This is a genomic window from Nocardioides ungokensis (genome assembly GCF_013466985.1).
GTDB lineage: Bacteria > Actinomycetota > Actinomycetes > Propionibacteriales > Nocardioidaceae > Nocardioides > Nocardioides ungokensis.
Genome location: NZ_CP059164.1, coordinates 1,324,460 through 1,349,767, shown reverse-complemented (window position 1 = coordinate 1,349,767; position 25,308 = coordinate 1,324,460). Strand labels below are relative to the sequence as shown.

19 protein-coding genes and 4 pseudogenes are annotated in these 25,308 nt (G+C 72.6%); 6 read left to right on the top strand and 17 right to left on the bottom strand.

Going from position 1 to position 25,308, the window contains the following annotated elements; all coding sequences use genetic code 11:
* Positions 1-24: 24 nt before the first annotated feature.
* Positions 25-255: a mycoredoxin gene (locus H0S67_RS06735; protein ID WP_180935947.1), complete on the top strand. Its 231-nt coding sequence runs from the start codon at positions 25-27 to the stop codon at positions 253-255.
* Position 256: 1 nt separating this feature from the next.
* On the opposite strand, the gene H0S67_RS24660 is transcribed toward H0S67_RS06735, so the two are convergent.
* Both H0S67_RS24660 and H0S67_RS06730 read right to left on the bottom strand, forming a co-directional pair.
* Positions 257-454 (bottom strand): NAD(+) diphosphatase, encoded by a 198-nt coding sequence (locus H0S67_RS24660; RefSeq protein ID WP_246355191.1) that lies wholly within the window; start codon positions 452-454, stop codon positions 257-259.
* Positions 454-1,167, bottom strand: a complete 714-nt coding sequence (locus tag H0S67_RS06730) for an NAD(+) diphosphatase (RefSeq protein WP_246355190.1) — start codon at positions 1,165-1,167, stop codon at positions 454-456. Before H0S67_RS06730 ends, H0S67_RS24660 begins: the two co-directional genes overlap by 1 nt.
* Before the next feature lie 114 nt (positions 1,168-1,281).
* On the opposite strand from H0S67_RS06730, the gene deoD reads away from it, so the two are divergent.
* Positions 1,282-2,007 carry a purine-nucleoside phosphorylase gene (gene deoD / locus H0S67_RS06725; RefSeq protein ID WP_180935946.1) on the top strand — a complete coding sequence of 242 codons (726 nt, stop codon included), beginning with the start codon at positions 1,282-1,284 and terminating at the stop codon, positions 2,005-2,007.
* Positions 2,008-2,030: 23 nt separating this feature from the next.
* On the opposite strand, the gene H0S67_RS24655 is transcribed toward deoD, so the two are convergent.
* From H0S67_RS24655 to H0S67_RS27865, 4 genes and pseudogenes are all read right to left on the bottom strand, one after another.
* The gene (locus H0S67_RS24655; protein ID WP_246355338.1) at positions 2,031-3,971 is read right to left on the bottom strand and encodes a 3'-5' exonuclease; all 1,941 of its coding nucleotides are present in this window, start codon (positions 3,969-3,971) and stop codon (positions 2,031-2,033) included.
* Complete coding sequence (locus tag H0S67_RS24650) at positions 3,869-5,296, bottom strand: ATP-dependent helicase (protein ID WP_246355189.1); 1,428 nt, start codon at positions 5,294-5,296, stop codon at positions 3,869-3,871. The genes H0S67_RS24655 and H0S67_RS24650 overlap by 103 nt, the downstream gene beginning before the upstream one ends.
* A complete protein-coding gene (locus tag H0S67_RS27265; RefSeq protein ID WP_425489889.1) occupies positions 5,293-7,785 on the bottom strand; it encodes an ATP-dependent helicase in 2,493 nt (830 codons plus the stop codon). The genes H0S67_RS24650 and H0S67_RS27265 overlap by 4 nt, the downstream gene beginning before the upstream one ends.
* Positions 7,730-8,535: pseudogene (locus tag H0S67_RS27865) on the bottom strand (UvrD-helicase domain-containing protein). Before H0S67_RS27865 ends, H0S67_RS27265 begins: the two are co-directional and overlap by 56 nt.
* An 83-nt stretch (positions 8,536-8,618) precedes the next feature.
* Here H0S67_RS27865 and H0S67_RS27260 point away from each other — a divergent pair.
* The 3 genes from H0S67_RS27260 (at position 8,619) to H0S67_RS06705 (ending at position 10,411) form a co-directional block, all read left to right on the top strand.
* The gene (locus H0S67_RS27260) at positions 8,619-9,239 is read left to right on the top strand and encodes a CaiB/BaiF CoA transferase family protein (protein ID WP_343050386.1); all 621 of its coding nucleotides are present in this window, start codon (positions 8,619-8,621) and stop codon (positions 9,237-9,239) included.
* Entirely contained in the window at positions 9,209-9,778 is a 570-nt protein-coding gene (locus H0S67_RS27255; protein ID WP_343050385.1) for a CoA transferase, read from the top strand. The genes H0S67_RS27260 and H0S67_RS27255 overlap by 31 nt, the downstream gene beginning before the upstream one ends.
* Positions 9,779-9,850: 72 nt before the next feature.
* On the top strand, positions 9,851-10,411 hold the full coding sequence (locus tag H0S67_RS06705) for a TIGR03086 family metal-binding protein (RefSeq protein WP_180935945.1): 561 nt from the start codon (positions 9,851-9,853) through the stop codon (positions 10,409-10,411).
* A 48-nt stretch (positions 10,412-10,459) separates the two neighbouring features.
* Here H0S67_RS06705 and H0S67_RS06700 read toward each other — a convergent pair whose 3' ends face one another.
* The 6 genes and pseudogenes from H0S67_RS06700 to H0S67_RS24635 all read right to left on the bottom strand — a co-directional run bounded on the left by H0S67_RS06700 (position 10,460) and on the right by H0S67_RS24635 (position 17,547).
* Positions 10,460-12,574 carry an alpha-L-rhamnosidase-related protein gene (locus H0S67_RS06700; protein WP_180935944.1) on the bottom strand — a complete coding sequence of 705 codons (2,115 nt, stop codon included), beginning with the start codon at positions 12,572-12,574 and terminating at the stop codon, positions 10,460-10,462.
* A gap of 293 nt (positions 12,575-12,867) precedes the next feature.
* Positions 12,868-13,963, bottom strand: a pseudogene (bar, locus tag H0S67_RS28575) (barbiturase).
* A 12-nt stretch (positions 13,964-13,975) separates the two neighbouring features.
* Entirely contained in the window at positions 13,976-14,236 is a 261-nt protein-coding gene (locus tag H0S67_RS27860; protein WP_425489924.1) for an amino acid kinase family protein, read from the bottom strand.
* 152 nt (positions 14,237-14,388) lie between these two features.
* Positions 14,389-14,817, bottom strand: a pseudogene (locus tag H0S67_RS27855) (amino acid kinase family protein); the annotation flags it as partial.
* Between the two features lie 188 nt (positions 14,818-15,005).
* The gene (locus tag H0S67_RS06685) at positions 15,006-15,752 is read right to left on the bottom strand and encodes an SDR family oxidoreductase (protein ID WP_180935943.1); all 747 of its coding nucleotides are present in this window, start codon (positions 15,750-15,752) and stop codon (positions 15,006-15,008) included.
* A gap of 32 nt (positions 15,753-15,784) precedes the next feature.
* Positions 15,785-17,547 (bottom strand): annotated as a pseudogene (locus H0S67_RS24635) (amino acid permease).
* A 245-nt stretch (positions 17,548-17,792) separates the two neighbouring features.
* On the opposite strand from H0S67_RS24635, the gene H0S67_RS06675 reads away from it, so the two are divergent.
* On the top strand, positions 17,793-18,914 hold the full coding sequence (locus H0S67_RS06675) for a 5-methyltetrahydropteroyltriglutamate--homocysteine S-methyltransferase (protein ID WP_180935942.1): 1,122 nt from the start codon (positions 17,793-17,795) through the stop codon (positions 18,912-18,914).
* A 15-nt stretch (positions 18,915-18,929) separates the two neighbouring features.
* On the opposite strand, the gene H0S67_RS06670 is transcribed toward H0S67_RS06675, so the two are convergent.
* The 5 genes from H0S67_RS06670 to H0S67_RS06650 all read right to left on the bottom strand — a co-directional run bounded on the left by H0S67_RS06670 (position 18,930) and on the right by H0S67_RS06650 (position 25,250).
* Positions 18,930-19,637, bottom strand: a complete 708-nt coding sequence (locus H0S67_RS06670; RefSeq protein WP_180935941.1) for a hypothetical protein — start codon at positions 19,635-19,637, stop codon at positions 18,930-18,932.
* A 65-nt stretch (positions 19,638-19,702) separates the two neighbouring features.
* Positions 19,703-20,437, bottom strand: coding sequence for an SDR family oxidoreductase (locus H0S67_RS06665; protein ID WP_180935940.1), 735 nt, complete (start codon positions 20,435-20,437; stop codon positions 19,703-19,705).
* Between the two features lie 102 nt (positions 20,438-20,539).
* Positions 20,540-21,064: a flavodoxin domain-containing protein gene (locus H0S67_RS06660; RefSeq protein WP_180935939.1), complete on the bottom strand. Its 525-nt coding sequence runs from the start codon at positions 21,062-21,064 to the stop codon at positions 20,540-20,542.
* A gap of 80 nt (positions 21,065-21,144) precedes the next feature.
* Entirely contained in the window at positions 21,145-23,127 is a 1,983-nt protein-coding gene (locus H0S67_RS06655) for a hydantoinase B/oxoprolinase family protein (RefSeq protein WP_246355188.1), read from the bottom strand.
* On the bottom strand, positions 23,127-25,250 hold the full coding sequence (locus H0S67_RS06650) for a hydantoinase/oxoprolinase family protein (protein ID WP_180935938.1): 2,124 nt from the start codon (positions 25,248-25,250) through the stop codon (positions 23,127-23,129). The genes H0S67_RS06655 and H0S67_RS06650 overlap by 1 nt, the downstream gene beginning before the upstream one ends.
* Positions 25,251-25,308: the final 58 nt, after the last annotated feature.

Sequence of the window (25,308 nt, the reverse complement as noted above, 5' to 3'; positions counted from 1 at the left end):
GATGGGAAGTGTGACTTGTTCACGATGTACACGACGCCCTGGTGCGGCTACTGCCACCGGCTGAAGAGCCAGCTGGACCGGGAGGGCATCACCTTCGACATCGTCGACATCGAGCAGCACCCCGAGGCCGCGGAGATCGTGGAGTCCGCCAACGGCGGCAACCAGACCGTGCCGACCCTCGTCTACAGCGACGGCACCGCCCAGACCAACCCGTCCCTGGCCCAGGTCAAGGAGAAGCTCGCCGCCCTGGTCTGAGTCACCAGTGGCCGGGGAGCCGGCCGCCGTACCAGTGCTCGACCAGCGAGCGTGAGATCGAGACCCCGCCGGGCAGCACCAGCGTGCCGGCCTCGGCGCCGGCCTTCATCTCGGCACGGGTGAACCAACGGGCGTCCTCGATCTCGTCGTCGTCGACGCGGATCTCGGTCGACTCGGCGTGGGCGACGAAGCCCAGCATCAAGCGGCCGGCAGCGGCCAGGGCTGGTTGCCGAAGTAGTCGACCCGCCCCACCCGGACGCCGACCTCCTCGGCGACCTCACGGCGTACGGCGTCCTCCAGCGTCTCGCCCGGCTCGCAGAAGCCCGCCAGGGTGGAGTAGCGGCCCTCGGGCCAGACCGACTGGCGGCCCAACAGGCAGCGCTCGTCCTCCGAGCCGGGCTCGCCGGAGGTGACGACCATGATCACCGCCGGGTCGGTGCGGGGGAACTGGGTCTTCCCGCACGAGGTGCACACCAGCTCGTGGCCCGCCGCCCGGGGCTCCAGCGAGCCGCCGCAGCGCGGGCAGAACCGGGTCGCGTAGAGCCACTCCGCGAGCCCGATCGCGTGGAAGACCAGGGGCGCGTCGGCGACCCCGTCACCGGCGAGGTGCGGCAGGATCCCACGCAGCCCGAACCACTCGGCCTTCTCCCCCGGTGCCTGCGCCGGGTCGACGACCACGGCGAAGTACGTCGTGCCGTCCTGCTCGCCGAGCAGCACCCGCACTCCGTCCGGCGCGTCGGCCGTGGACAGCCACTCGAGCTTGCCCTCGGCCGGCCGGATGCGGGTCCCGGAGACCAGCAGCACCCGGCTGCGCGGGTCGGCCCATCGCGCGTCGAGCCACTGCTCGTCCTTCCGGCGGACACCGGTGCGGTCGTGCGGGTTGGCGGCCAGCTGCACGTGCGGGAAGCTCACACCGCGAGGCTAGCCCGCCCTCGGCCCTCGACCGGGACCGGTCTCCTAGGCTTTCCGCGTGAACTCACCCCACGACACCACTCGCTCCGGTCGCGCTGCCGCAGGGACCCCGAGATGAGCACGCACATCGGAGCCCGGCCGGGCGAGATCGCCCCCGTCGTCCTGCTGCCCGGAGACCCGCTGCGCGCGACGTGGATCGCCGAGACCTTCCTCGACGACGCGAAGTGCTACAGCGAGGTCCGCGGGATGTTCGGCTACACCGGCACCTGGCAGGGCCGGCGCGTGTCGGTGCAGGGATCGGGGATGGGCCAGCCGTCGATGGCGATCTACGTCAACGAGCTCTTCCGTGAGTACGACGTGGAGGCGATCGTCCGCGTCGGCTCCTGCGGCGCCCTGACCGAGAAGGTGGCACTGCGCGACATCGTGATCGCCTCCGGTGCCTGCACCGACTCCTCGATGAACCGGGTCCGGTTCGAGGGCCTCGACTTCGCTCCCGTCGCCGACTTCGGGCTGCTGCGGGCGGCGTACGACGCCGCGACCCAGCGCGTGCCCGCGGGCGAGGGGCCCGACGTCCACGTCGGGCCGATCTTCAGCAACGACTCCTTCTACAGCCCGCGCCCGGACCTGATCGGGCGGATGGCCGACCACGGCGTCCTCGCCGTCGAGATGGAGGCGAGCGCGCTGTACACGCTGGCGGCGTCGTTCGGCCGCAAGGCCCTGGCGATCTGCACGGTCTCCGACCACGTCGTCACCGGCGAGGAGACCACGGCCCACGAGCGGGAGCAGACGTTCGGCACCATGGTCGAGATCGCCCTCGAGGCCGCCCTCGGGCGGGACTGAGCCGGCTCAGCGCCGGGTGCGGCTCACGAGGTCCCGCCCAGCTCCAGGAGCCGCTCGAGCTCCGCACGGTCGGGCAGGCCCGCAGGCTCGATCACCTCGCCGGTGCGGACGTAGTAGAACGCGGCTCGCACGCGTTCGGCGGGCACCCCGTGCAGCTCGGCCCAGGCGAGCCGGTAGAGCGCCAGCTGGAGCGGGTCGGCGGTGGCGGTGCGGTTGGTCTTCCAGTCGACGACCAGGTAGCCGGGCTCCCCGTCGGCGGCTCTCTGGGTGTAGACCGCGTCGATCCGCCCACGCACCACCTGGCCGGCGAGGACCAGCGCGAACGGCGCTTCGACCTGGTGCGGGGTGCGGGTCGCGAACGGGCCGTTCTCGAAGGTGGAGATCAGCTCCTTGAGGTCGGTGTCGTCGTCGATCCCGGCGTCGGCCCGTCCCGGCAGGTCGTCGAAGTCGAAGAGGTCCTGCTGGCCGAACCGCGCCTCGACCCAGGCGTGGAACCGAGTGCCGAAGCGGGCGGCGGAGGAGGGCGGGCGCGGCATCGGTCGCGCCAGCTCGCGGGCGAACGTGTCGGGGTCGTCGCGCAGCCGGGCCACGGCGGTGGCCGACAGGCTGCTGGGGAGACTGACCGCGATGTCGGAGCTGCGGTCCCGACGCGCTTCGGCGAGCAGCCGGTCGATCTCGAGGTCCCAGTCGGCGACCCGGGCGGCCTCGATCATGTCCAGCTCGGGATCGGGCCCGGCCGGGTTGGCCGCGCGCACGCGTCGGGCCGCCTCGAGGCGCAGCGCCGCCTCCACGCCGGTGCCGGTCGCCGGCCAGGGCTTGGAGGGGTCCACGGCGGCGTACGGGTTGGGATCGCCCTTCTGGGGCTTGTCCAGCCAGTCGGTCACCGGCTCGCCCCACTCCTCGAGCTGCTCGCGGACCACCCGCTGGTAGTCGGAGGGCCCGAACGGCGTCGCGCGCGGGCTCCAGAGGTAGGAGGTCACCGAGAGCCGGTGCGCGGCGCGCGTCAGGGCGACGTAGCCCAGCCGGAGCTCCTCCTCCGCGTCATGCGCCCGGGTCGCGGCCCGGTAGGCGTCGAGCGCGGCCTTGTCCCAGCCGGCCAGCTGGGGCAGGTCGTGGGCGTCCCCACGCAGCGGCGCCGGCAGGATCGAGGGGGCGGACGTCCACAGGGTGCGGGAGCGGTTGGAGGGGAACCGGGTCTCGCAGACCCCCACCAGGAACACCGAGTCCCACTCCAGTCCCTTGGAGCGGTGCACCGTCAGCAGCTTCACCGAGTCGGCCTCGGTGGGCGTGGCGACGTCGAGGCCGTTGCCCTGGTCGTCCTCGGCGGTGAGGTAGGCCAGCAGGGCGGGCAGGGTGACGTCGCCGTCGACCGCCTGGAAGTCCGCCACCGCCTTGACGAACAGGTCGAGGTTGTCGCGCCGGGCGGCGGCCGCGGGACTGACGGCGGAGGCGAGCTCCACGTCGGTGCCGGTGGTGTCGATGATCCGGCGGACGATGTCGAGCAGCGGCTCGCCGACGTAGCCGCGCAGGCTGCGCAGCTCGGCCGCGAGCAGCGCGAACCGCTCCAGGGCCTCGGGTGAGTACGCCGCGTCGCCGGGGTCGGCGACCGCATCGTCCAGCGAGGGGATCTCGGCCGGGTCGATGCCGTCGGCGATCTCGAGCAGGTGGTCGGCGACCGAGGCGTGCTGCACCCCCCGGCCCTGCCGGCCGGCGATCTCGAGGGCACGCCGGCTGAGCAGTCGCAGGTCGCGCGGCCCGATCGCCCACCGCGGACCGGTCAGCAGGGTGAGCAGCGCGGCGTTGGCGGTGACGTCGTGGAGCAGGTGCAGGATCGCGACGATCTCGGCGACCTCGGGCAGCCTCAGCAGGCCCGACAGGCCGACGATCTCGACGGGGATGCCGGCACCGGTGAGGGCGTCGAAGACGTCCTCGGCGTGGGCGTTGTCGCGGGTGAGGACCCCGATCGCGGACCATCGCCGTCGTGCGCCTCGCGGACCGCCTCCGCGAGCCAGGCCAGCTCGTCGGCGTGGGTCTCGAAGACCCGGGTGGTGACGGTGCCCTGCTCGGCCTCGGGCTTGGGCACCAGCGGTTCGACCTGGTCGTAGCGCTCGAGCAACGGGGCGGCCAGCCGGTTGGCGACGTCGAGGATGCGCCGGTCCGAGCGCCGGTTGACGGTCAGCGGGTGGACCGGGACGGCACCGGAGGCTGCCGGGAAAGTCTCGGCGAAGTTCAGGATGTTGGAGACCGAGGCGCCGCGCCAGCCGTAGATCGCCTGGTTGGGGTCGCCCACCGCGGTGACGGCGTGGCCGCGCCCGCCGGCGACGTCGGCCCCCGAGAAGAGTCGGGAGAGCATGACCGCCTGCGCGACCGAGGTGTCCTGGTACTCGTCGAGGAGGACGACCTTGAACCTCGAGCGCTCGAGCGCCCCCACCTCGGGCTGCTCGCTGGCCAGCCGGGCGCCCAGCTCGATCTGGTCGGAGAAGTCCATCAGCCCCAGGTCGCCCTTGAGCCTGCGGTAGGCCTCGACGAGGCCCAGCAGCTCGGCGCGTCGGTCGATCGCCGAAACGGCCTTCTCGCACGGCTCGCGGTAGGTGGTGCGGTTCTTGCCCGCCACCTCCTCCTCCAGCGCCCGCTGGAACCGCTCCCTCGCCTCCGCGTCGACGGCCCGCACGCGGTCGGGGTGGACCAGGTGCTCGCTCATCGCGCTGTCGAGCGCCAGGAGGTTCTGGATCGCGGTCTCGGGGTGGTCGGTGAGGTGCCGGATCTCGCCGGTGTAGCGGTCGATCACCCGCGCGCCGAGCTGGTAGCGAGCGGCGTCGGTGATCACCCGGGTGTCGGGCTCGTGGCCGATCCGCAGGCCGTGGTCGGTGAGCAGCCCGGCGGCGTACGCGTTGTAGGTCGCGACCGTCGGCTCGAGGACGTCCTCCTCGCCGTCCTCCGCCGCGACCGGCTCGAGCGCGCCCGCGGTGCGCAGCGCGGCGCGGATCCGCTGGCGCAGCTCGCTGGCCGCCTTGGTGGTGAACGTCAGGCCCAGCACCTCGTCGGGCCGGACCTGCCCGGTCACCACGAGGTAGACGACCCGCGCCGCCATCAGCGTGGTCTTGCCCGACCCCGCCCCGGCGATCACCACCGCCGGGGACAACGGCGCCGAGATCGCCGCCCACTGCTGGTCGCTGGGGGCGTACGGCGTCTTCATGACGCGCGCGAGGTCCTCGGGGCCGGCGATGGCCACCGGGGTCACCGGACTGGTCACCGGGTTGGTCATCGGGCTGGTCACTGGGTTGGTCACTGGGCGGTCACCGCTCCGGCGCTCTTGATCGGGCAGATGGGGACGAAGGAGCACTCGCGGCAGTGCTGGCCGGCCACCGCCGGGAACGTCTCGGCGCGCAGCAGGCCGGCGGTGCGCTCGAGCTGGCTGCGCAGCTCCTCCCGCTGCGGCCCGTCCTCGTCCTGGGCCGACTGGCGCTGGACCACGGCGTCCGGACCGCCGTCGATGATGCCGAGCTGGACCAGCTCCGCGCCGCCCGCCTCGGCGGGGCCGTCGGTGAGGCGGTCGACGGCGCCGTGGTCGACGGCGAACTGGTAGAGGCCGAGCTGGACGTGGCTCTCGACCGACTTCGTGCTCGGCGCCCGCCGGCCGGTCTTGAGGTCGACCACGACGGCCCTGCCGTCGGCGTCGACCTCGAGCCGGTCGGCGTAGCCGGTGACCTTCACCTGCTCACCGTCGGGCAGCTCGACGACCGTCTCGAACGGCGTCTCGGTGCCGATCACGGTGCGGCGGTTGGCGTGGTGCCAGTGCAGGAAGCGGGTGAGGGCTGCGCGGACCCGCTCGTGCTCGCGGGCCTTCGACCAGGGGGTGCGGAAGTCGAGGCGGTCCCAGACCTCGTCGACGTGGGACATCAGCAGGTCCACGTCGTCGGGCCCGGCCGCCAGGTCGCCCGTCGCGACCCGCTGGGCCAGCGCGTGCACCATCTCGCCGAGGTTGGCCGACTGGTGTGCCCGCGAGACTCCCCCGGCCTCGCGCTCGAGGAACCACTGCGTCGGGCAGACGCCGAGCGACTCCAGCACGCTGGCCGAGACCGGCACCGGCTGGTCGGGGTCGCGCACCGGCTGCACCGAGCGGCTCGCCGCGCGGGTGCCCCACCAGGTGGAGGGGTCGGCGGCGGGGACCAGGGCTCGCTGGCCGACCGACTCCCCGGCCAGCCTGGCGAGTCGGCGTACAGCGGCCTCGCGCAGCGGCTCGCTGGACGCGGGGTCGGCGACGGTACGTCGGAGCTCGGCGACGATGCCGGACATCGACAGAGGCCGCGCCGGACGGCCGACCACGCGCTCGACGTGGACCCCGAGCTCGTCGAGGAACCGGGACGGCTGCTCGCCCTCGTCGTCGGCCGAGGCCACGGCGGTCACGACCAGCCGCTGACGCGCGCGGGTGCAGGCGACGTAGAACAACCGGCGCTCCTCCATCAGCAGCGCCCGGCTCGAGACCGGCGGCACGATCCCGGTCTCCCCGATCCGGTCGGCCTGGAGCAGCGTGGAGCGGCGGCGCAGGTCGGGCCAGCCGTCCTGCTGGACGTGGGCCACGACGACCAGGCGCCACTCCAGGCCCTTGGCACGGTGGGCGGTCAGCAGCCGCACCGCGGCCCCCCGGGCGCCGCGCTCGGCGAGGGTGTCGGCGGGGATCTGCTGGGCGACCAGCGTCGCCAGGAAGGCCCGCACGCCGACGTGGTCGCGGCGTTCCTCGGCACGGGCGGCCAGGTCGAAGAGCGCACAGACGGAGTCGAGGTCGCGGTGCGCCCGACGCGCGGCACCGCCACCGAGATCGACCGAGCGTCGCAGTCGCTGCGGCCAGCCGGTGCGCGACCACAGCGCCCAGAGCAGCTCCTCGGCCGAGGCGCCACCGGCGAGCTCCTCGCGCGCGTCGACCAGCAGCTGCACCAGGGCCCGCGCCCGCACGACCTCGGGGCCCTCGAGCCCGTCCAGGGTTAGCCCGTCGAGGAACCCGGCTTCGACGACGGCCCGGCGCACCAGCTCGCGGGAGGGCCGCGGCGGGCGTCCCTCCTCTCGGCTCGCGGCCTTCTCACGGGTGCGCAGCTGCCGGGCCAGCCGGCGCAGGTCCCCCGCGTCGAGCCCTCCGAGCGGGCTGAGCAGGAGCGACTCGGCCCGGCTCGCGTCGATGTGGTCGACGTGGTCGACCTCCTCGTTGTCGAGGTTGACCACGGCGCGCAGCGCGTCGAGCAGCGGCAGCACCGCCGGATCGCGAACCAGCGGGACCTCGTCGCTGGCGACCTCCACCGGCACCCCGGCCGCGCCGAGGGCGCGGCGCAGCGGCGGGATCGAGGCGCGCCCCGAGCGGACCAGCACCGCCATGTCGTCCCACGGGATGCCGTCCTCGAGGTGGGCGCGGCGCAGCAGGTCGGCGAGGTGCTCGGCCTCGGCGCGCTCGGTGTCGAAGGTGCGGACGTGCACGCGGCCGTCGCCGAGCGGACCGGCGACGGCCTCCGGCTGGAGGAACGCCGCCCGGGCGTCGGCGGGGATGCTGCCCGGCAGCGCGAGCCGGTGAGCAACGCGCTGGGAGGCCAGCAGGAGGTGGGGACCGAAGCGCCTGGTGGTGCGCAGCGCCACCACGTCGGCGGGGGACCCGTCGGCCTGCGGGAAGTCGGTCGGGAAGTCGAGGATGCCGCGGACCTCGGCGCCACGGAACCCGTAGATCGACTGGTGCGGGTCACCCACCACGGTCAGGTCGCGACCGTCGCCGGCGAGCGCCCGCAGCAGGGCCACCTGGCCGGGGTCGGTGTCCTGGTACTCGTCGACGAAGACGTGGCGCAGGCCCCCGGATCTCGTCGCGGTGGGCCTCGGCCTCGATCGTGGCCCGGCGGATCAGGTCGGCGTAGTCGATGGCGCCCTGGCTGTCGAGGTTGGTGAGGTACTGGTCGAGGAAGAGCCCGGCGGCCATGAACTCCGGCAGCCCCTCCGCCTCGCCGAGCGCGCGCAGCGCGTGACCGTCGAGCCCCTTCTCCCGGGCCCGGGAGAGAACCGCGTGCACCTCCTTGGCGAAGCCACGCGTGCCGAGCGCACGTCCGAGGTGGTCGGGCCAGCTGACCGACTCCGGATGGTCGGAGAGGAGCTCGCGCAGCACGACGTCCTGCTCGGGCGCGCTCAGCAGCCGCAGCGGCGCCTCGTAGAGCTCCGCGGGCGCGTAGCGCCGGATCATGGCGTAGGCGAAGGAGTGGAAGGTCGAGCTCAGGGTGGTGCCCATGGTGCGGCCCAGCCGGGCGGTGACGCGGTCGCGCAGCTGCTCGGCGGCCTTGCGCGAGAAGGTCAGCGCCAGCACCTGGTCGGGGGGGCACCGTCGTCGATGCGCCGGACGATCGCCTCGACCAGCGTCGTGGTCTTGCCGGTGCCGGGGCCGGCCAGGACGAGCAGCGGCCCGCCGGCGTGGTCGACGACCTGCTGCTGGTGCTCGTCGAGCGTGGGGATCTCGGTGACGACGTGGGGACGCACGAGGTGGTACGTCGTCGGCGAGCTCATGGGCGTTACTCAATCATCCGACGCCGACACTTCCGTGAACCTCTGCCATTCCGGGCCGCGGGTGCGGATGGTTGGCTGGGCCCATGACCGACGGACCCCTCGCCGACCTGCTCGTCCTCGACCTGACCCGGGCGCTGGCCGGACCACACGCCGCCATGATGCTCGGCGACATGGGGGCCCGCGTCATCAAGATCGAGTCGCCGGCCGGCGACGACACCCGCGGCTGGGGTCCGCCGTTCATCGGCGAGGAGGACGAGCGGGAGTCGACGTACTTCCTCTCCACCAACCGCAACAAGGAGTCGCTGGTCCTCGACCTGAAGACCGAGGAGGACCGCGACGTCCTGGCGAGGCTCGTCCAGCGCGCCGACGTGCTGATGGAGAACTTCCGGGTGGGCGTCCTGGACCGGCTCGGCTTCCCGGTCTCGCGTCTGCACGAGCTCAACCCCGGCCTGGTGGTGCTGTCGATCACCGGCTTCGGTCACGACGGCCCGGAGGCCAAGCGCGCGGGCTACGACCAGATCGCGCAGGGCGAGGGCGGCCTGATGTCGATCACCGGCACCGAGAAGCCGACCAAGGTGGGTGTGCCGATCGCCGACCTGCTGGCCGGGATGAACGGCGCGTTCGGCGTGCTCGCGGCGCTGCACGAGCGCGGACGACGACCGGCCGCGGGCGCGTGGTCCGCACCTCGCTGCTGGCGGGCATGATCGGCGTGCACGCCTTCCAGGGCACGCGCTGGACCGTGGCCGGCGAGGTCCCGGGCCTGGCCGGCGACCACCACCCCGCCATCGCGCCGTACGGCCTCTTCGAGACCGGCACCGCCCCGATCCAGATCGCCTGCGGCTCCGAGAACCTCTGGCGCGCGCTCTGCGCCGCGCTCGAGCTCGACGCCGCCGACCCGCGCTTCGCCACCAACGTGCTGCGGGTGCGCCACCGTGACGAGCTGGTCGCGCTCCTCGAGGCCCACTTCGCCACCGACCCCGCCGAGCACTGGCTCGGGCTGCTCGCCGACGCGGGCGTCCCGTCGGGCAAGGTGCGCACCCTCGACGACGTCTACGACTGGGAGCAGACGCGGTCGCAGGGGCTGCTGCTGTCGGTGGAGCACGCGACCCAGGGATCGCTCAACCTGCCGGGGTCGCCGATCCGCTTCGACGACAACACGTTCTCCGGTGGCCGCTCCACGCACCTGGCTCCCCCGACCCTGGGGCAGCACGACGAGTCCATCCGGAAGTGGCTCGACGACTGACCCGCACGAGGGACTTTGGGCCTCGGACGCCGGGGGTCGCCCGCGGTTATCGTGGGGTCGGGAGGAACCGACATGACCACTCCGAACGACGCCGTCGTCGTGCTGTCCCGGGCGCTCGACCAGACCGGTGACGTGCTCGCCCTCGTGCACCAGGACCAGCTCACCCGGCCCACCCCCTGCAACGACTGGGACGTGGCCCGCCTCATCGCCCACATCGTCGCCGCCCCGGGCCGCTTCGTCGCGACCATCCACGGCGAGCAGCCCGACTGGTCGTCCGAACCGCCTCAGGTCGGGAGCGAGTGGGCCCAGGTGTTCCGCTCGGCAGCCGACGACCTCATCCACACCTGGCACCAGCAGGGCGACCAGGCCGACCCGCGCATGGTCGACTGGCAGACCGCCGAGTTCGCCGTGCACACCTGGGACCTGGCCATCGCCACCGGCCACACCGCGAGGCTGGACCCCGAGGTCGCGGAGCGCGCACTGGCCTTCATGTCCGCCGGCCTGACGGCCGACAACCGGGGCGACGCCTTCGACGCCGAGGTGGACGTCGCCGACGACGCCCCGGCCTACCACCGGCTGGCCGCCTTCTCCGGGCGTCAGCTCGACGAGGCATGGGCCGAGGGAAGCGCCTGACTCCGGGCTCCCGACCACCACGGCCGGTGCCTGGGCAGCCGCCGCGGATCAGCTGACGTCGACCGGGACGGTCCTGCTGCCGGAGCCGGGCTGCCGGGCGATCGGCACCACGACGTACTCGCCCTCGCGGTGGACGCCCGGAGCGCCGGCCTCTCCCCCGGACCACACGAGCCTGCCACCGACACGGACGTCGGCACCCTCGCCGGCCGGGACGGAGATCGTGCCGTCGGTGGTTCGCGGTGCGGTCACGATGGCACGCAGCCCGTCCGCGTCGGTGTGCCAGGAGGCGGTCAACGGGCCTGTGGGCAGGTCGAGACGGCCCTGGGCGAAGCGGAGACCGGAGACGTGCGGTTGCCACGCCCACGCCGTGCCACCGACCCCGGTGCTACGCAGGCCGAGCACGTAGTCGGTGAGGGCGGATGTCGGTCCGGTGGACCAGCCGTGCGCGAGGCTGACGTAGGAGCTGCAGAGACAGCCCTCATCGCGCATCGACTCCCAGAACGTGCTGCCGGTGCCCTGGGGAGCCTCGAGCTGGTAGCCCCACAGCTTCCGAATCAGGTCGACGGCGTTCGAGTCACCGGCGGGGGTACCGGTGAGGAACTGCTGGTGCACCTCGATCGAGGCGTCGAACATGTCGAGCTGGTTCTTGTGCTCGGGTCGCTGGGTGCCGATCGGTCCGCGTGCTGCACCCCTGACCGCCTGGATGCTCCGGAGCTGGTCCGGGTCGGTGACCATCCCGAGCCACACGGCGAAGACGTTGCCGTCCTGGGGGATCACGGTCGAGGTCGGGTAGTTGCGGAACGCGCCCACCGCCGGGTCCCAGAAGCTCGAGTAGATCCGGTCGCGCAGAGCAGCTGCCCGGCTGCGGTACGTCGCTGCGGTGTCGGGGTCGCCGGCGAGGTCGGCCAGACGGGCACCTTGGTCGAGGCTGCTCCACAGCAGGACGTTCGCCGCGAGGTTCTCGCCCTTGGTCAGCTGGGAGGCCGAGTCGTAGGTCTCGGTGAGGTAGAACAGCCCGTTGGCATCCAGCTTCGACCACGCGTAGTCGATGCCCTTGCGGTACTCGGCCCAGTGCTCGTCCAGCCAGTCGGTGTCGCCGCTCGCGGTCACGTACCGGTCGGCACCGATGAGGGTCCACAGGTGGTAGGTGTCGGAGTGCTGGAGGCTCAGTGGCGGCCCGGCGTACAGGAACATGCCGTTGTCGCGCTGCTGGCCGAAGAGTGCGTCGAGGGCGTTGCGGGTGGACTCGGTGTCGCCGGTGGTCACCTGCGCGGTCGCGAGCTCCACGGGCAGGTCGCCGGCCCAGACGGCGCGGTCACGCTTGGCGCCGTCCACGAGGATCGATCGGCCAGCACCGACGACGCCGCTGTTGTCCCACAGGGCCTCCGGCGCCGGCCACGCCCTGCCCTGGTCAGGAACGATCGTGTCGAGCTGGACGGTGTAGGCGCCGGCGTACCAGATCCGGTTGAGCAGGGCGTCGCTGGAGTAGAAGTAGTTCGGGTAGTCCTGCAGGTCGTCGCCCATCAACGGCGAGGCGGTGACGTGGGCCGAGACGTCGTCGACCGAGATGCTGCCGGGAGTGCTCGTGAAGAGGACCAGGTAGCGGAACCCGCCGCGCTGGAGACGGAGCGGCGTCGTGTAGCCGGAGCCCGCGGTGACGGGTACGTCGATCGCGCCGTCCCGGCTGCGTGGGCCCCCGGTGGAGGTGTCGCTGGACGGCAGCGACAGCTTGGAGAAGTCGAGGTAGTCCGACGACTCGCTGAACGCGATGCCGAGGTGCTGCTGGTCGTCGCTCGCGCCTGCGAAGTGCAGCTTGACGGTGCCGCCGACCTCGCGGCCGAAGTCGAGCACCACGTACGAGCCTGTGCCCGACAGCTCGATCGGCGCCCCGGCCGCACCCAGCTGGTCGGCGCCCGCCACGGAGCCGTGCGTGGCGTAGACGGCAGTGGGCCGCACGGTGCGGGTCGTGGGGGCGGGGTTGAACTCCTGGGCGGCCTTCCAGCCGGCCTGGCCGGCGGGCGCGAGGGCCACGCCGGCCGGGCCGTCACCGGACCCGGCCGCCTGGGCCGAGATGACGGGGCAGGCGGCGCCGGAGAGCGCGAGGACTCCGCCGGCCAGGAGGGCCGGGAGCCGGTGGCGGGGGGACGAGGCAGATGAGCGCATGTTCGGGTCGCTTTCCGAGAGCGGGTGAGACGGACGTATCGAAACGTTTCAATGAGTGACGCCGGTCACGCTAGCCCCATGCCTCCTGACCAGGCAATGCCCACGGCATGGCCGATTCCGGACAAGCTGCTCGCCCGGGACGGCGGGCGCCGTCCCGCTGACGTGCACTGGTGAGAGGCACGTTTCACAACGCCGCCGGAAAGACGAACGGGACGTCATGCGAACCGAGGGCCAGAGGCCACGATTCGCATGACGTCCCGGACGGACGTACAAGTCGGACGTACGGGGGCGGGTCAGCCGAGGTCGACGATCGCGGCCACCGGGCCGCCGCCGTCGGGACCCTGGTGGGCCGCCGAGACCGACACGAACACGGCGGGGTCGCCGGTGACTGCCGCCGTGACGCCGCCGACGCATGCCTTGATCTGGCGGTGCCAGTGCACGTCGGAGTCGTCCAGCATCGCGTTGCGGCGGCCGCGGACCTCGCCGTCCTGCGAGGCCTCGCACTTGAGGAACACGTTGACCAGCCGGCCGTCGAGGTCGTCGGTGCGGGGGCGCTCGGGCAGGTCCAGCCCGGCGTCCTTGATCGCCGCCCAGATGCCGTCCTGGTCGAGCGCGTCCTTCATCACCGAGTGGCCGATCCGGTAGCGGCCGCCGACGCCGGTCGCGTTGCCGACCACGACGACCTGCGCCTGGTCGAGCTCGACGCCGGAGGAGCAGGACGCGACGCTGGAGTAGAGCGAGCGGTCGTGCATGACGTCCGCGTCGGAGGGCATGTCGATCTCGCCCAGGGCGACGGCGATGCCGAGTGCCGTGCAGCCGTTGGAGAGGTCCATCGACTCGTGGGTGTGCTCGGTCCACACCGTCTTGCCGCGGCTCTTGGCGTCGCGGATGGTGTGGATCGTCAGCAGCGGGGGTCTTGGTCTGCACGTAGTGCACGTCGGCGGGGTCGGTGATGCCGGCCCGCTCCATCGCGACCTTCACCGCGTCGGCGACCTTGGAGACCATGGCCGTGCGGCCGATGTCCTCGGGCAGCAGCTGCTCGCTCATGGCGAAGCCGACGGTCAGGCGCGGCTCGTCGGTGGGCTCCGCGTCGGTCGTGGCGAAGATCGTCGCGTGGGGGCTGATCACGCCGTCGGTGCCGCCGGACCACACGATCGGGACCTGCTTGACCTGCTCGGCCGGGGCACCCTTGGACACCAGCACCTCGCGGAACGCCCGGTCGGCGATGATCCGCGTGTAGTCGTTCACGCCGCCGTTGCCCTCGGTCTTGCCGATGATGGCGATGACCCGGCCGGCCTCCATCACGCCGTCGTCGATGAGCTTCGCGAGCTCGCTGGCGTCGGCGACCGAGTGGATCGGGACCTTGCGTACTTCAATGGCGTCGGGCATGCAGTGTTCTCCTTAGTTGGGTACGACGACGGTCCCGCCGTCGCCCGTGATGGCGTCGACGATCCGGTCCAGACTGGTGATGACGGCACGGCTGCCGCCGTTCTCCACGAACCGGCAGGCCGCGTCGACCTTCGGGCCCATGGAGCCGCTCGCGAAGTGGCCCTCGCGGGCGTAGCCCCGCAGCTCGCCCACGCTGACCCGCCCCAGGGGCTCGGCCTCGGGAGTCCCCCAGCGCAGCACGGCGTTGGGCACGTCGGTGGCGATGACGAGCACGTCGGCCTCGACGGTGCGCGCCAGCAGGGCCGCCCCGAGGTCCTTGTCGATGACGGCCTCGACCCCTGCAGGGTGCCGTCGGCGCTGCGGACGACCGGGATCCCGCCGCCACCGTTGGCGACGACGACGAAGCCGGCCTCGACCAGGGCGTGCACGGCCGGGGCGTCGACGATCTCCAGCGGCTCGGGCGAGGCGACGACCCGGCGCCAGCCCTTCTCGCCGCGGTCCTCCCAGGTCTCGCCGTGCTCCACCAGCACCTGCGCCTCCTCGGCGGGCAGGAACCGGCCGATCGGCTTGGTGGGGTGGGAGAAGTGGTCGTCGTCGGCCGCGACGAGCGCGCGGGTGACCAGGGTCGCGGTGCGCCGGTCGACCGCGCGCTCGGCCAGCGCCGCGTCGAGGGCGTTCATCAGGACGAAGCCGAGGGTGGCCTGCGTCTGGGCGCCGCACCAGTCCAGCGGGACCGGCGGCACCACCGAGGCGGCCACCTCGTTCTTGACCAGCAGGTTGCCGACCTGGGGCCCGTTGCCGTGGGTGATGACGACGTCGACGTCGTGCTGGAGGAGGTCCGCGACCGCGGCCATGGCGACGGGCCGCCTCGATCTGGTCCTCGGGCCGGGCACGGCCGTCGTTGGTCATGGCGTTTCCGCCGAGTGCGAGCAGGACCCTCATGCGTCGAACCTAGTGACCTCACGGCCCCGGAGCACCGTCCGGCGTGACCAACTCCGGGCGGTTCTGCTGGCAGAACTTGCCAACGCACCGGGCGCGGGCCCTAGCGACCGCCGGCGACCCGCAGCGTCGTCCCGGTGACGTACGACGCCTCGGGGCCCATCAGCCAGCCGATCGCGTCGGCGATCTCCGCGGGCTCCCCCGGCCGGCCCAGCGGGATCCGGGCAGCACCCCGCTCGAGGCGGCCGGCGTCACCGGCGTCCTCGTGGATGCGCGTGCGCACCATTCCGGGCGCGACGCCGACCACGCGGATGCCCTGCCCGGCCACCTCCTGCGCCAGCCCGACCGTCAGGGCGTCGACCCCGGCCTTCGCGGCGGCGTACTGGACGTACTCCCCCGGCGCCCCCAGAGTCGCCGCGCCCGAGCTGACGTTGACGATGACGCCGCCCCGCCCGCCGTACGACGTGCCGAGCGCGCGCACCGCGGCCCGGGCGACGAGCAGCGCGCCGGTGAGGTTGAGGTCGACGGTCCGCCGGACCACGTCGACCGGGGTCTCGGCAAGGGGCCCGAGGTGCAGGGTGGCGCCGGCGTTGTTGACGACCCCGGTCAGCCGCCCGTGCTCCGCGGCCCGCGCGAAGAGGTGCTCGACGCCGGCATGGTCGGACACGTCGGCGCGGACCACCAGGCAGCGGGCGCCCGCGTCCTCGACGGCCAGGCGGCACTCCTCCGCGGCCTCGTCGTCGCGGGCGTGGCCGAGCACCAGGTCGTGGCCGTCGGCGGCCAGCCGCAGCGCCGTGGCGGCACCGATGCCGCGGGTGCCGCCGGTGATCAGGGTGAGCGGTCGGTCCATGCCGGCCAGTCAAGCAGGCGGGACCGGCCGGATCAGGCGGTCGCGTCGACCTCGCTGGGGATCACGTGCCGCACCGGCACCTCGAGCTCGGCCCGCGCGGCGCTGACCAGGTCCTTGCGCAGCCACGTGGACTCTCCGCGGGCATGCGTCGAGATGATCACCAGGTCGGGGTGGAAGTCGGCGGCGGCCTCGCGCAGGGCGACCAGCGGCCGGTAGTCGCCCAGCGCCCCGCTCGCGTCGATGCCGTGGGAGTGCAGGGCGGCGAGCATCCCCTCGAGCCGCTCCTGGGCCGCCTCCCGGGTCGCCTCCCACAGGAAGACCGCACCCTCGACCTCCGCCTGCCCGGTGTCGACGGGGTTGGCCGGCACCGTGATGTGGAGGCGCGCCCCCGTCTGGGCGTGCACGTCGCGCAGCTCGCGCTCGAGCGCCTCCTCGGTCATCGTCTCGTTGGCCAGCAGCAGGACCCGGTCCACCGAGTCGGGCTCGGGACGGGCCGGTGCCTCCTCCCCGCCGCGGCGCAGGCGGTTGAGCACGTAGGCCGCGAGGATGATCCCCCACGCCAGCAGGCTCAGCAGCAGCTGGGAGCGGGTGTCGCCGTCGAGACCCATCTGCACCAGGATCGCCAGGATCCCGGCGACGGTGAGCAGCGTGAGGACCGGGAAGCCCCACATCTTCACGGTGAGCTGGTCGTCCGGCGTACGCCGGCGCAGCACGAACTGCGAGATGCAGATCAGCAGGTAGACGAAGAGGATGATCGCGCCGGAGGAGTTGAGCAGGAACGCGAAGACGGTGTCGGGCGAGACGTAGGCCGCGATCACGCAGAGGAAGCCGATCACCGAGGAGAACAGGATCGCCCGGACCGGGACACCTTGGCGTTGACCGTGAGGAGCGAGACCGGCGCCTCCTCGCGGGCGGCCAGCACGAAGAGCATCCGGCTGGCGGTGTAGAGCCCGGAGTTGAGGCAGGACAGCACGGCGGTCAGCACGACGGCGTTCATCACGTGCTCGGCGCCGGGGATGCCGATGATGTCGAAGGCCGTGACGTACGGCGACGCCGCGAGCTCGTCGCTGTTCCACGGGATCATGCAGGCGAGCAGGAAGACCGAGCCGACGTAGAACGTGCCGACGCGCAGCACCACGGAGTTGGTCGCGCGCGCGATGGCCTTCTCCGGGTCGTGCGACTCCGCCGCCGCGACCGTGGCGATCTCGGCACCCACCATCGAGAAGACGACCACCACGACCGAGGAGAAGATCGCCCCGAGCCCGTTCGGCAGGAACCCGCCGTGCGCCGTGAGGTTGGAGAAGTGCATCCCGTCGCCGCTGATCACGCCGAAGACGTAGAGGCCACCGAGCAGCAGGAAGACCACGATGGCCGCGACCTTGATGCCGGCGAACCAGTACTCGAACTCGCCGTACGAGCCCACCGAGAACAGGTTGGTGCCGGTCATCAGCGTCATCAGCGCGAGGGCCACCAACCACAGCGGGACGTCGGGCAGCCAGAACTGCACGACCTTGGCGCCGGCGACGGCCTCGAAGCCGACCACCACGACCCAGAAGTACCAGTAGAGCCAGGCCACGGAGAAGCCCGCCCAGTGGCCGAGCGCGTTGCGCGAGTAGTCGGAGAACGACCCGGTGCTCGGGTTGGCGGTGGCCATCTCGCCGAGCATCCGCATCACCATCACGATGAGGACGCCGGTGACCGCGTAGGTCAGGAAGGCTCCGGGACCGGCCGTCTGCATGACCACGCCCGAGCCGACAAAGAGGCCGGCGCCGATGACGCCGCCGATCGCGATCATGGTCAGGTGGCGCTGCTTGAGCCCCTTGTGCAGCTCGGGAGCTGTGGACATCCGAGATCTCTCCGTCCCGCTGGTCGACCGCGGCCTGGTTGCACGGTCGCTCCCGGCAGCATCCTCTCGTCGGCGCGGCACGGCAACCGTGCCTCCCCCACGTTGGACGGCAGGCACGGGTGCAACGCCCGGTCGACTCAGGAGCGTCGTGCCATGGTGGAGGCGACCACGCCGTTCCGCTCGAGGAGGAAACCGTGCTCCGCGACACCCCGCCGTTCCGAGCCGACCACGTCGGCAGCCTGCTCCGTCCGCCCCGTCTGCTGCAGGCCCGCGAGGAGCATGCCGCGGGCAGGATCGACGCCGCGGAGCTGCGTGCGATCGAGGACCACGCCGTCGAGGAGGTGGTCGCCCTCCAGCGCGAGGCCGGGCTCCGCTCGGCCACCGACGGCGAGTTCCGTCGCGGGTCGTGGCACATGGACTTCATCTACCGGCTCGACGGCATCAGCAAGGCCCACGACAACCTGACCGTGCACTTCAGGAACGCCGCCGGCGAGATCGACTTCACCCCGGCCGCGCTCCGGGTCGACGGCAGGCTCGGGCTGTCCGAGACGATCTTCGGCGACGACTTCACCTTCCTGCGCGACCGCGTCACCGACGGCGTCACGCCGAAGCTGACCATCCCCTCGCCCAGCATGGTCCACTACCGCGGCGGCGCGGCCGCGATCGACCCGGACGTCTACTCCGACGTCGAGGAGTTCTGGGCCGACCTCACCGCCGCCTACCGCGAGCAGGTCCGGCGGGTGCGCAAGCTCGGCTGCACCTACCTGCAGCTCGACGACACGTCGCTGGCCTACCTCAACGACCCCGACCAGCGCCGCGCGATGGCCGACCGCGGGGAGGACTCCGAGCACCTGCACGAGGCGTACATCCGCCACCTCAACGAGGCACTCGCAGGACGGCCCGACGGGCTGACGGTGACCACGCACATGTGTCGCGGCAACTTCCGTGACTCCTGGGTGGCCGAGGGTGGCTACGACTTCGTCGCGGAGGCGCTCTTCAACCAGCTGGAGGTCGACGGCTTCTTCCTCGAGTACGACGACGAGCGCTCCGGCACCTTCGAGCCGCTGCGCCACGTGCCCGCGGACAAGGTCGTGGTGCTCGGACTGGTCACCACCAAGCACGGCGAGCTGGAGTCGAGGGACGTGCTCCGGGCGCGCCTCGACGAGGCGTCGAAGTACGTCGACCTCGACCAGGTCTGCATCTCCCCGCAGTGCGGCTTCTCCTCGACCTCCGAGGGCAACTCCCTCAGCGTCGACCAGGAGAGGGCCAAGCTCGCGCTGCTCGTGGAGCTGGCCGACGAGGTCTGGGGCCGATGACCGCGGGCGCGGCGGCTACTGCTCCACGCCCGGGCTCGACGGCTGACGCGTGCCGGGCGGCGGGTGGTCCTCGTCGAAGCGCGGGTCGGCGAGGAAGTACTGCGTCACCTTGCCGGGCGCCTTGTGGGGCGGCCGGACCGGCTCGGGCACCATCCGCCCCTCCGCGGCGTCCCAGAACGAGTCCACCGCGTGGAGGATCTTGCGCGCGACCAGGCCCGGGAAGCCGGTGTGCGGGGCGTACGGGTGCGGCCGGCTCGGCGCGGCGCGCTCGGCGGCGTGCAGCCGGTCGGCCAGGGCGGTCAGCGCGGCCGGGTCCATCCGGGAGGCCAGCAGCTCGGTGACGCCGAACTCGTGCTCGCGGTGCCCCTCGAGCGCCGTCCCGACGTCGGCCCAGACGGCCTGCCAGGGGCGACCGGCGTCGAAGACCGAGCCGTACTCCCGCCCCTTGGCGTGCGCGAGCGCGAGCTCGAGCCCCTTCGCGGCGTGGAGGTAGTCGTGCACGACCGTCCCGCCGTCGGGGGCCAGCCGGCGGGTCGGCGGCAGCAGGACCGCGTCCACGGCGTTCAGGTGCTTGCTGGCGACGGCGAGGAAGGTGTCGATGTGCTCGTAGCCCTTGCGGGGCTGACCGGGCGTGTGGAGCATCGCCCTGGCCACCTCGAAGCGGCTGCTGAGGTTGTCGTGCGCGTGGACGACGTAGCTGCGGAGGACGTCGATCGTGTCCATGGGTCTCACCTCGATCGGCGCGTCCGTCGGACACGGGCGAGCCTCCTCCCAGTGAACGCCGCGGATCAGGTCCTCACAAGGGCACGAGGTGCCCGCTCCAGCAGGACCCGCATCGGGAGCGTCCCCACCGGCAGCCCGTGGCGGTCGTAGTAGGCGAACATCGCGAGGAGCCAGTCCCGGACCCGCGGCTCGAGGCCCTTGCCCTCGGCCGCCGCCCACTGGCGTGGACGGACCAGCTCCACCCTCGACCCCAGCGAGCCGGCCAGCTCCCCGGCGGTGGCGCGGAAGGACGCCAGCTCGTAGGTGGCCCCCTCGTGCCCCTGTTCCAGCAGCACCCGGGCGGCCACCAGCGCCACGTCGTCGAGGTCGGCGAACCCGAAGGGGGCCTCCGCGCGGTAGGGCAGCCGGATGGTGGTGCCGGGCGCGAAGTTCTGCACGTAGACACCCGGCTGCAGGACGCTCCAGTCGAGACCGGAGCGGCGTACGACGTCCTCGGCCTGCGCCTTGCCGACGTGGTGCGGCATCGCCGGGACGTACGGCGATGCGACCGAGTGCAGCACCAGGCGGGAGACCCCGGCCCGCTGTGCGGCGGTCACGACCGCCTCGGTGTACGCCGCCTCGTCGGCGTGCATGTTCGGCGCGATGACGTAGACCGCGTCGCAGCCGGTGAGCGCGCCGACCAGGTCGATCCAGGCCGAGCGGCCCAGCGGGACCGCGTCGGCACCGCTCCCCTGCAGCGCAGCACAAACCGCGCGTCCCGTCTTTCCGGTCCCCCCGACCACCGCGATGCGGGCGCTCAACGGGGCCGTTCCACGGAGCCGGTCAGCACGACATCCCAGTTTGCCAGAGGCGCCGTCGCGACACGCGGAATCCGCCCGACGATCCCACCAGGGACGGGAGGCTCAGGCCGGCTGGAGCTCCCGGCCGATCGCCTGCGCCCAGCCCTCGATCTCGTCCCAGTCCCGGAAGTCGCCCTCGGGCAGGAGCTTGCGTCCGACCGGCAGCTTGGTCATCAGCCCCTCGGGCCCGGTCAGCGCATCGGGGTCGAGCTTGCCGAAGAAGACCCGGTGGTCCCGGGCGTGCAGGGACTCGACGAGCCCGGCGACGTCCTTGGGCGTTGCCGTCGCGCGCACGTCGCGCCCCTTGTCGTCCACGGCCTGGTCGCCGAGCGGGCCGCTGCTGAACAGCCAGACGGGATGGGTGTCGAGCTCGTCGTGGTGGTGCTTGACGAATTTCCGTGCCTCCTTGCGCCAGTGCCCGGCGTACGCCGCGCTGCCGAGCACGAACGCGTCGTACCCGGCCGGGTCGGCCCGGTCGACGTCCACGACGTCGACGTCCAGGCCCGACCTCCCCAGGGTCTCCCCGATCCGCTCCGCGATCCCGGCGGTGGCGCCGTACTTGGTGGCGTACGCGACGAGTACCCGCATGTCACTCACCTCCCGCCACCAGCGTGGATGCGGGAGGTCCCGGCTCCAGAGGCGCAGGTCCTCCGGAGCCGGGACGTGGCTCAGAGCCAGTCGACGTCCGCGGCCGCGGCACCCGCAGCGAGGTGGGCGTAGCCCGGGCCACGGTCGAAGAACGCCTCGGTCGGCTCCGGACGGGACGCGCGCTCGGCCTGCGTGGCCGCCGCGTCGTGCCCGAGGGAGTCGTCCTCGAGCGAGCCGGTGAGCACCACGCCGTAGTCGGCCAGCGCCGCCTCGGGCGACACCTTGCGCCACACCACGTCGCGCACCACGAGCTCGGGGTCGCGGTCGAGCGGGTTGCCCCAGCCACCGCCGCCGGTGGTGCGGATCCGCACCACCTCGCCGGCCTTGATCGGCTCGGCGTCGGCGAGGGCGTCGACCTCGCGCTCGTCCGGGCCGCCGGGGTCGATCGTGACCTGGAACGGCCGGCCCGCCAGACCGCCCTTGACCCCCCAGCAGGCGAGGATCGAGCGGTCCGCGATGGACATGAAGTGGGCGTCCTTGAGCATCCGGATGTGCTTCTCGTAGCCCAGGCCGCCGCGGAACTGGCCCGCGCCGCCCGAGTCCATGGCCAGGCCGAGGGACTCCACGCGGAAGGGGAAGCGCGCCTCGGTGAACTCGGTCGGCAGGTTCCGCGAGTCCGGCACGACGTGGATGGTGTCCTCGCCGTCGGCGTAGTAGCGACCGCCGGAGCCACCGCCGAGCACCTCGCGCATCAGGTACGGGCGGCCCTCGAGGTCCTCGCCGTAGACGCCGGTGTAGCGGATCGTCTCCTGGTCGGCGGGCATCCGGCCGTCCACGGCCTTGGCGACCACGCCGGCCAGCACGCCGAGCAGCCGCAGGATCACGAACGTGCGCGCGTTGGTGGGTGCCGGGAAGACGGGGGTGAGCAGGGTGCCCGGCGGCGGGAACCGCATCTCGATCAGCGGCACGATGCCCTCGTTGACGTCGAGCTCGGCCATCCGCTCGGGGGTGTCGGCGAGGTTGCGCAGGATCGGCGCCAGCCACTTCTTGAGGAAGACGCCGTCGCTGTAGTCGCCGCAGTGGTTGATCGGCCCCTTGGCCTGGGGCGAGGTGCCGCCGAAGTCGAGGATCAGCCGCTCGCCGTCGGGGTCGTCGGCGGCGGTGCGGGTCAGCGTGATCCGCTGCGTGTGCAGCATCGGCTCGTCGACGCCGTCGTGCTCGGCGTAGTCCTCCCACACCCACTCGCCGACCGGGATCTTGGACAGGATCTCGCGACGGTACGTCGTGGTGGTGCGCTCGATGATGGCGTCGAAGCAGGACTCGACGGTCTCGACGCCGTACCGGTCGAAGAGCTCCCCGAGCCGACGCGCCCCCATCAGGCAGGCGGAGCACTCGGCGTCGAGGTCGGCAGCGAGCGACTCCGGCATCCGGGAGTTGCGGGTCATGATCGACAGCGCCGCCCGGTTGGGGACGCCCGCGTCCCACAGCCGGATCGGCGGGACCATCAGGCCCTCCTCGAAGACGCTGGTGGCGTTGGAGGGCATCGAGCCCGGCACGGCGCCGCCGATGTCGTCGTGGTGGCCGAACGCCTGGACGAACGCGACGACGCGGCGCTCGCCCTCCGGGCCGGCGAACACGGGCACCGTGACGCACAGGTCGGGCAGGTGCCCGATGCCGCCCTCGGACCGGTAGACGTCGTTGTGGAAGAAGACGTCGCCCTCCCGCATCTCCTCGATCGGGAAGTCGCGGGCGACCGGGTGCACCAGCGCGCTGTAGGAGCGCCCGGTCAGCTTGCGCAGCAGCCGGTCGTGGATGCCGGCGCGGAAGTCGTGGGCGTCGCGGATCATCGGGCTGCGGCTGGTGCGGCCGATGGCGGTCTCGACCTCCATCTCGACGCTCGCGAGCGAGCCCTGCACGATCTCGACCAGCACCGGGTCGGCGCTCGCGCCGGCATCGGCGGTCAGGTGGCCGAAGGGGAACTGGGTGGGCGCGCGCCGGCTGGCGGTGTCAGCCTCAGTGGCGGTGGGCGGCGTGACGACGACGCCCGTGGAGCTGGTGCACATCAGATGCTCTCCTCAGCGGTGCGGGTGACGACGATGTTGAGGAACTCGTCGACGCGGGCGGTGAAACCCGGGTGCAGCGGCACCGTCGACCCGAACTCCTCGATGATGGCCGGGCCGGTCACGACCGTGCCGGGCGCCAGGTCGGCGCGCCACAGCACCGGCGTGTCGACGTACCCGTCGGCGGCCTCGAAGCAGACCTGGCGGCGGCCCTTCTCGGCCGGTGCCGTGCCGTCGCCGAGCGGGTGGCGCCGGATCTCCGGGCGCTGGATGGGGCCGATGCCGGAGACCCGGAGGTTGACCCACTCGACCTGCTGGGCGGGGTCGCCCGCGAAGTCGTAGCCGTAGAGCGCGGTGTGCTCCGCGTGGAACCGGCGGGCCACCTCGTCGAGCGCGGCCTGGTCGACCGGCCCGTCCGGGACGGCCACCCGCACCTCGAAGGCCTGCCCGAAGTAGCGCAGGTCGGCGGTGCGGACGAAGGAGTGCTGCTCGGCGGGGAACCCCTCCTTGGTGAGCGCCTCGGTGGCCTGCTCCGTCAGCGTGTCGAGGACGCCGCCGACCGTGCTCGGGTCGAGCGCATCGGCGAGCGAGACGTGGGTCTGCACGTAGTCGTTCTTCACGTCGACGGTGAGCAGGCCGAAGGCGGAGACGTTGCCCGGGTTCGGCGGCACCAGCACGGTCGGCAGGCCGAGGACGTCGACGAGCCGGCACAGCAGCAGCGAGCCGGAGCCTCCGAAGGTGGTGAGGGCGAAGTCGCGGACGTCGAGGCCGCGCTTGACCGTCACCTGGCGCAGCGCGTTGGCCTGGTTCCACGCCGAGATCTCGAGGATGCCGGTGGCGCAGGCCTCCGGGCTCAGCCCGAGCTTGGACGCGAGCTGCTCGATGCCGTCCCGGGCCGCCTGCACGTCGAGCGGGATCTCGCCGCCGAGCAGGTGGGGAGGGATCCGGCCGAGGAAGACGTGGGCGTCGGTGATGGTGACCTCGGTGCCGCCCTTGCCGTAGCAAAGGGGACCGGGGTCGGCGCCGGCCGACTGCGGCCCGACCTTGAGGGTGCCCTCGGGCGAGAGCCAGGCGATCGAGCCGCCACCGGCGCCGACGGTCACGACGTCGATCATCGGGATCTTGGACGGGAACGCGCCGACCGAGCCCTCGGTGGTCAGCGTCGGGTCGCCGTCGATGACGACCGACACGTCGGTCGACGTACCACCGCCGTCGCTGGTCAGCACCTTGTCGAAGCCCGCGACCCTGGCGATCAGCGCCGCGCCCAGGGCGCCGGCGGCCGGGCCCGAGAGCACGGTGGTGATCGGCTGGTGCACGACCTCGTCGGCCGAGAGCACGCCGCCGTTGGACTTCATGACGTAGAAGGGCACCCCACCCGATCCTGCAGGGCGCTCGCCGGCGAATTCCGACAAGCGGGCCTTGATGTTGTTGACGTACGCCGAGAGCCGCGGCTTCACGGCGGCGTCGACCAGGGTGGTCATCGCCCGCTCGTACTCGCGGTACTCGCGCAGCACCTCGCTGGAGAGCGACACGACCGCGTCGGGGTGCTCCTCGGCGAGCACGGCGCGCATCCGCTCCTCGTGCTCGGGGTTCGCGTAGGCGTGCAGGAAGCAGACACCGAGGGTGTTGATCCCCTGCGCCTTGAACCAGCGGGCGACGGTGCGGGCGGCGTCCTCGTCGAAGGGGCGCACCTCCGCGCCGGTGAAGTCGAGGCGGCCGCCGACGCCCTTCACCAGGTGCCTCGGCACGATCCGCTCCGGCTTCACCCAGAAGTAGGAGTTGCCGTAGCCGTCGGGCACCGACTGCCGGGCGATCTCGAGCATCGCCTCGTAGCCCGCGGTGGTGACGAACCCGAGCCGGTCCACCTTGCCCTCGAGCAGCTGGTTGGTGGCCACCGTGGTGCCGTGGCTCACGGCGCTGATCGCGTCACCGTGGCCTGCGGGGAGGCCCATCAGGCCGAGCACCTTGTCGATGCCGGCCATGAACCCGTCGGCGGGGTTGCCCGGTGTCGAGGGCGTCTTGGTCGTGACGAGCTCGCCGGAGTCCTCGTCGAAGGCGACGACGTCGGTGAACGTGCCGCCGGTGTCGATGCCGATCCGGATCCGTCGCGGGGTGGGGGGAGCCATGCCCCGATTCAAGCGGTCCGACCCGCGGCCGGACCACGGCACAATCTGCCGACGGATC

What these genes read in the sequence shown, in the direction of transcription:
- H0S67_RS06735 (WP_180935947.1), top strand. Translation starts at nt 25, where the DNA reads ATGTACACGACGCCCTGGTGCGGCTACTGCCACCGGCTGAAGAGCCAG.
- H0S67_RS24660 (WP_246355191.1), bottom strand. Translation starts at nt 454, where the DNA reads ATGCTGGGCTTCGTCGCCCACGCCGAGTCGACCGAGATCCGCGTCGAC.
- deoD (WP_180935946.1), top strand. Translation starts at nt 1,282, where the DNA reads ATGAGCACGCACATCGGAGCCCGGCCGGGCGAGATCGCCCCCGTCGTC.
- H0S67_RS27260 (WP_343050386.1), top strand. Translation starts at nt 8,619, where the DNA reads ATGACCGACGGACCCCTCGCCGACCTGCTCGTCCTCGACCTGACCCGG.
- H0S67_RS06705 (WP_180935945.1), top strand. Translation starts at nt 9,851, where the DNA reads ATGACCACTCCGAACGACGCCGTCGTCGTGCTGTCCCGGGCGCTCGAC.
- H0S67_RS06700 (WP_180935944.1), bottom strand. Translation starts at nt 12,574, where the DNA reads ATGCGCTCATCTGCCTCGTCCCCCCGCCACCGGCTCCCGGCCCTCCTG.
- H0S67_RS06685 (WP_180935943.1), bottom strand. Translation starts at nt 15,752, where the DNA reads ATGGACCGACCGCTCACCCTGATCACCGGCGGCACCCGCGGCATCGGT.
- H0S67_RS06670 (WP_180935941.1), bottom strand. Translation starts at nt 19,637, where the DNA reads ATGGACACGATCGACGTCCTCCGCAGCTACGTCGTCCACGCGCACGAC.
- H0S67_RS06660 (WP_180935939.1), bottom strand. Translation starts at nt 21,064, where the DNA reads ATGCGGGTACTCGTCGCGTACGCCACCAAGTACGGCGCCACCGCCGGG.
- H0S67_RS06655 (WP_246355188.1), bottom strand. Translation starts at nt 23,127, where the DNA reads ATGTGCACCAGCTCCACGGGCGTCGTCGTCACGCCGCCCACCGCCACT.
- H0S67_RS06650 (WP_180935938.1), bottom strand. Translation starts at nt 25,250, where the DNA reads ATGGCTCCCCCCACCCCGCGACGGATCCGGATCGGCATCGACACCGGC.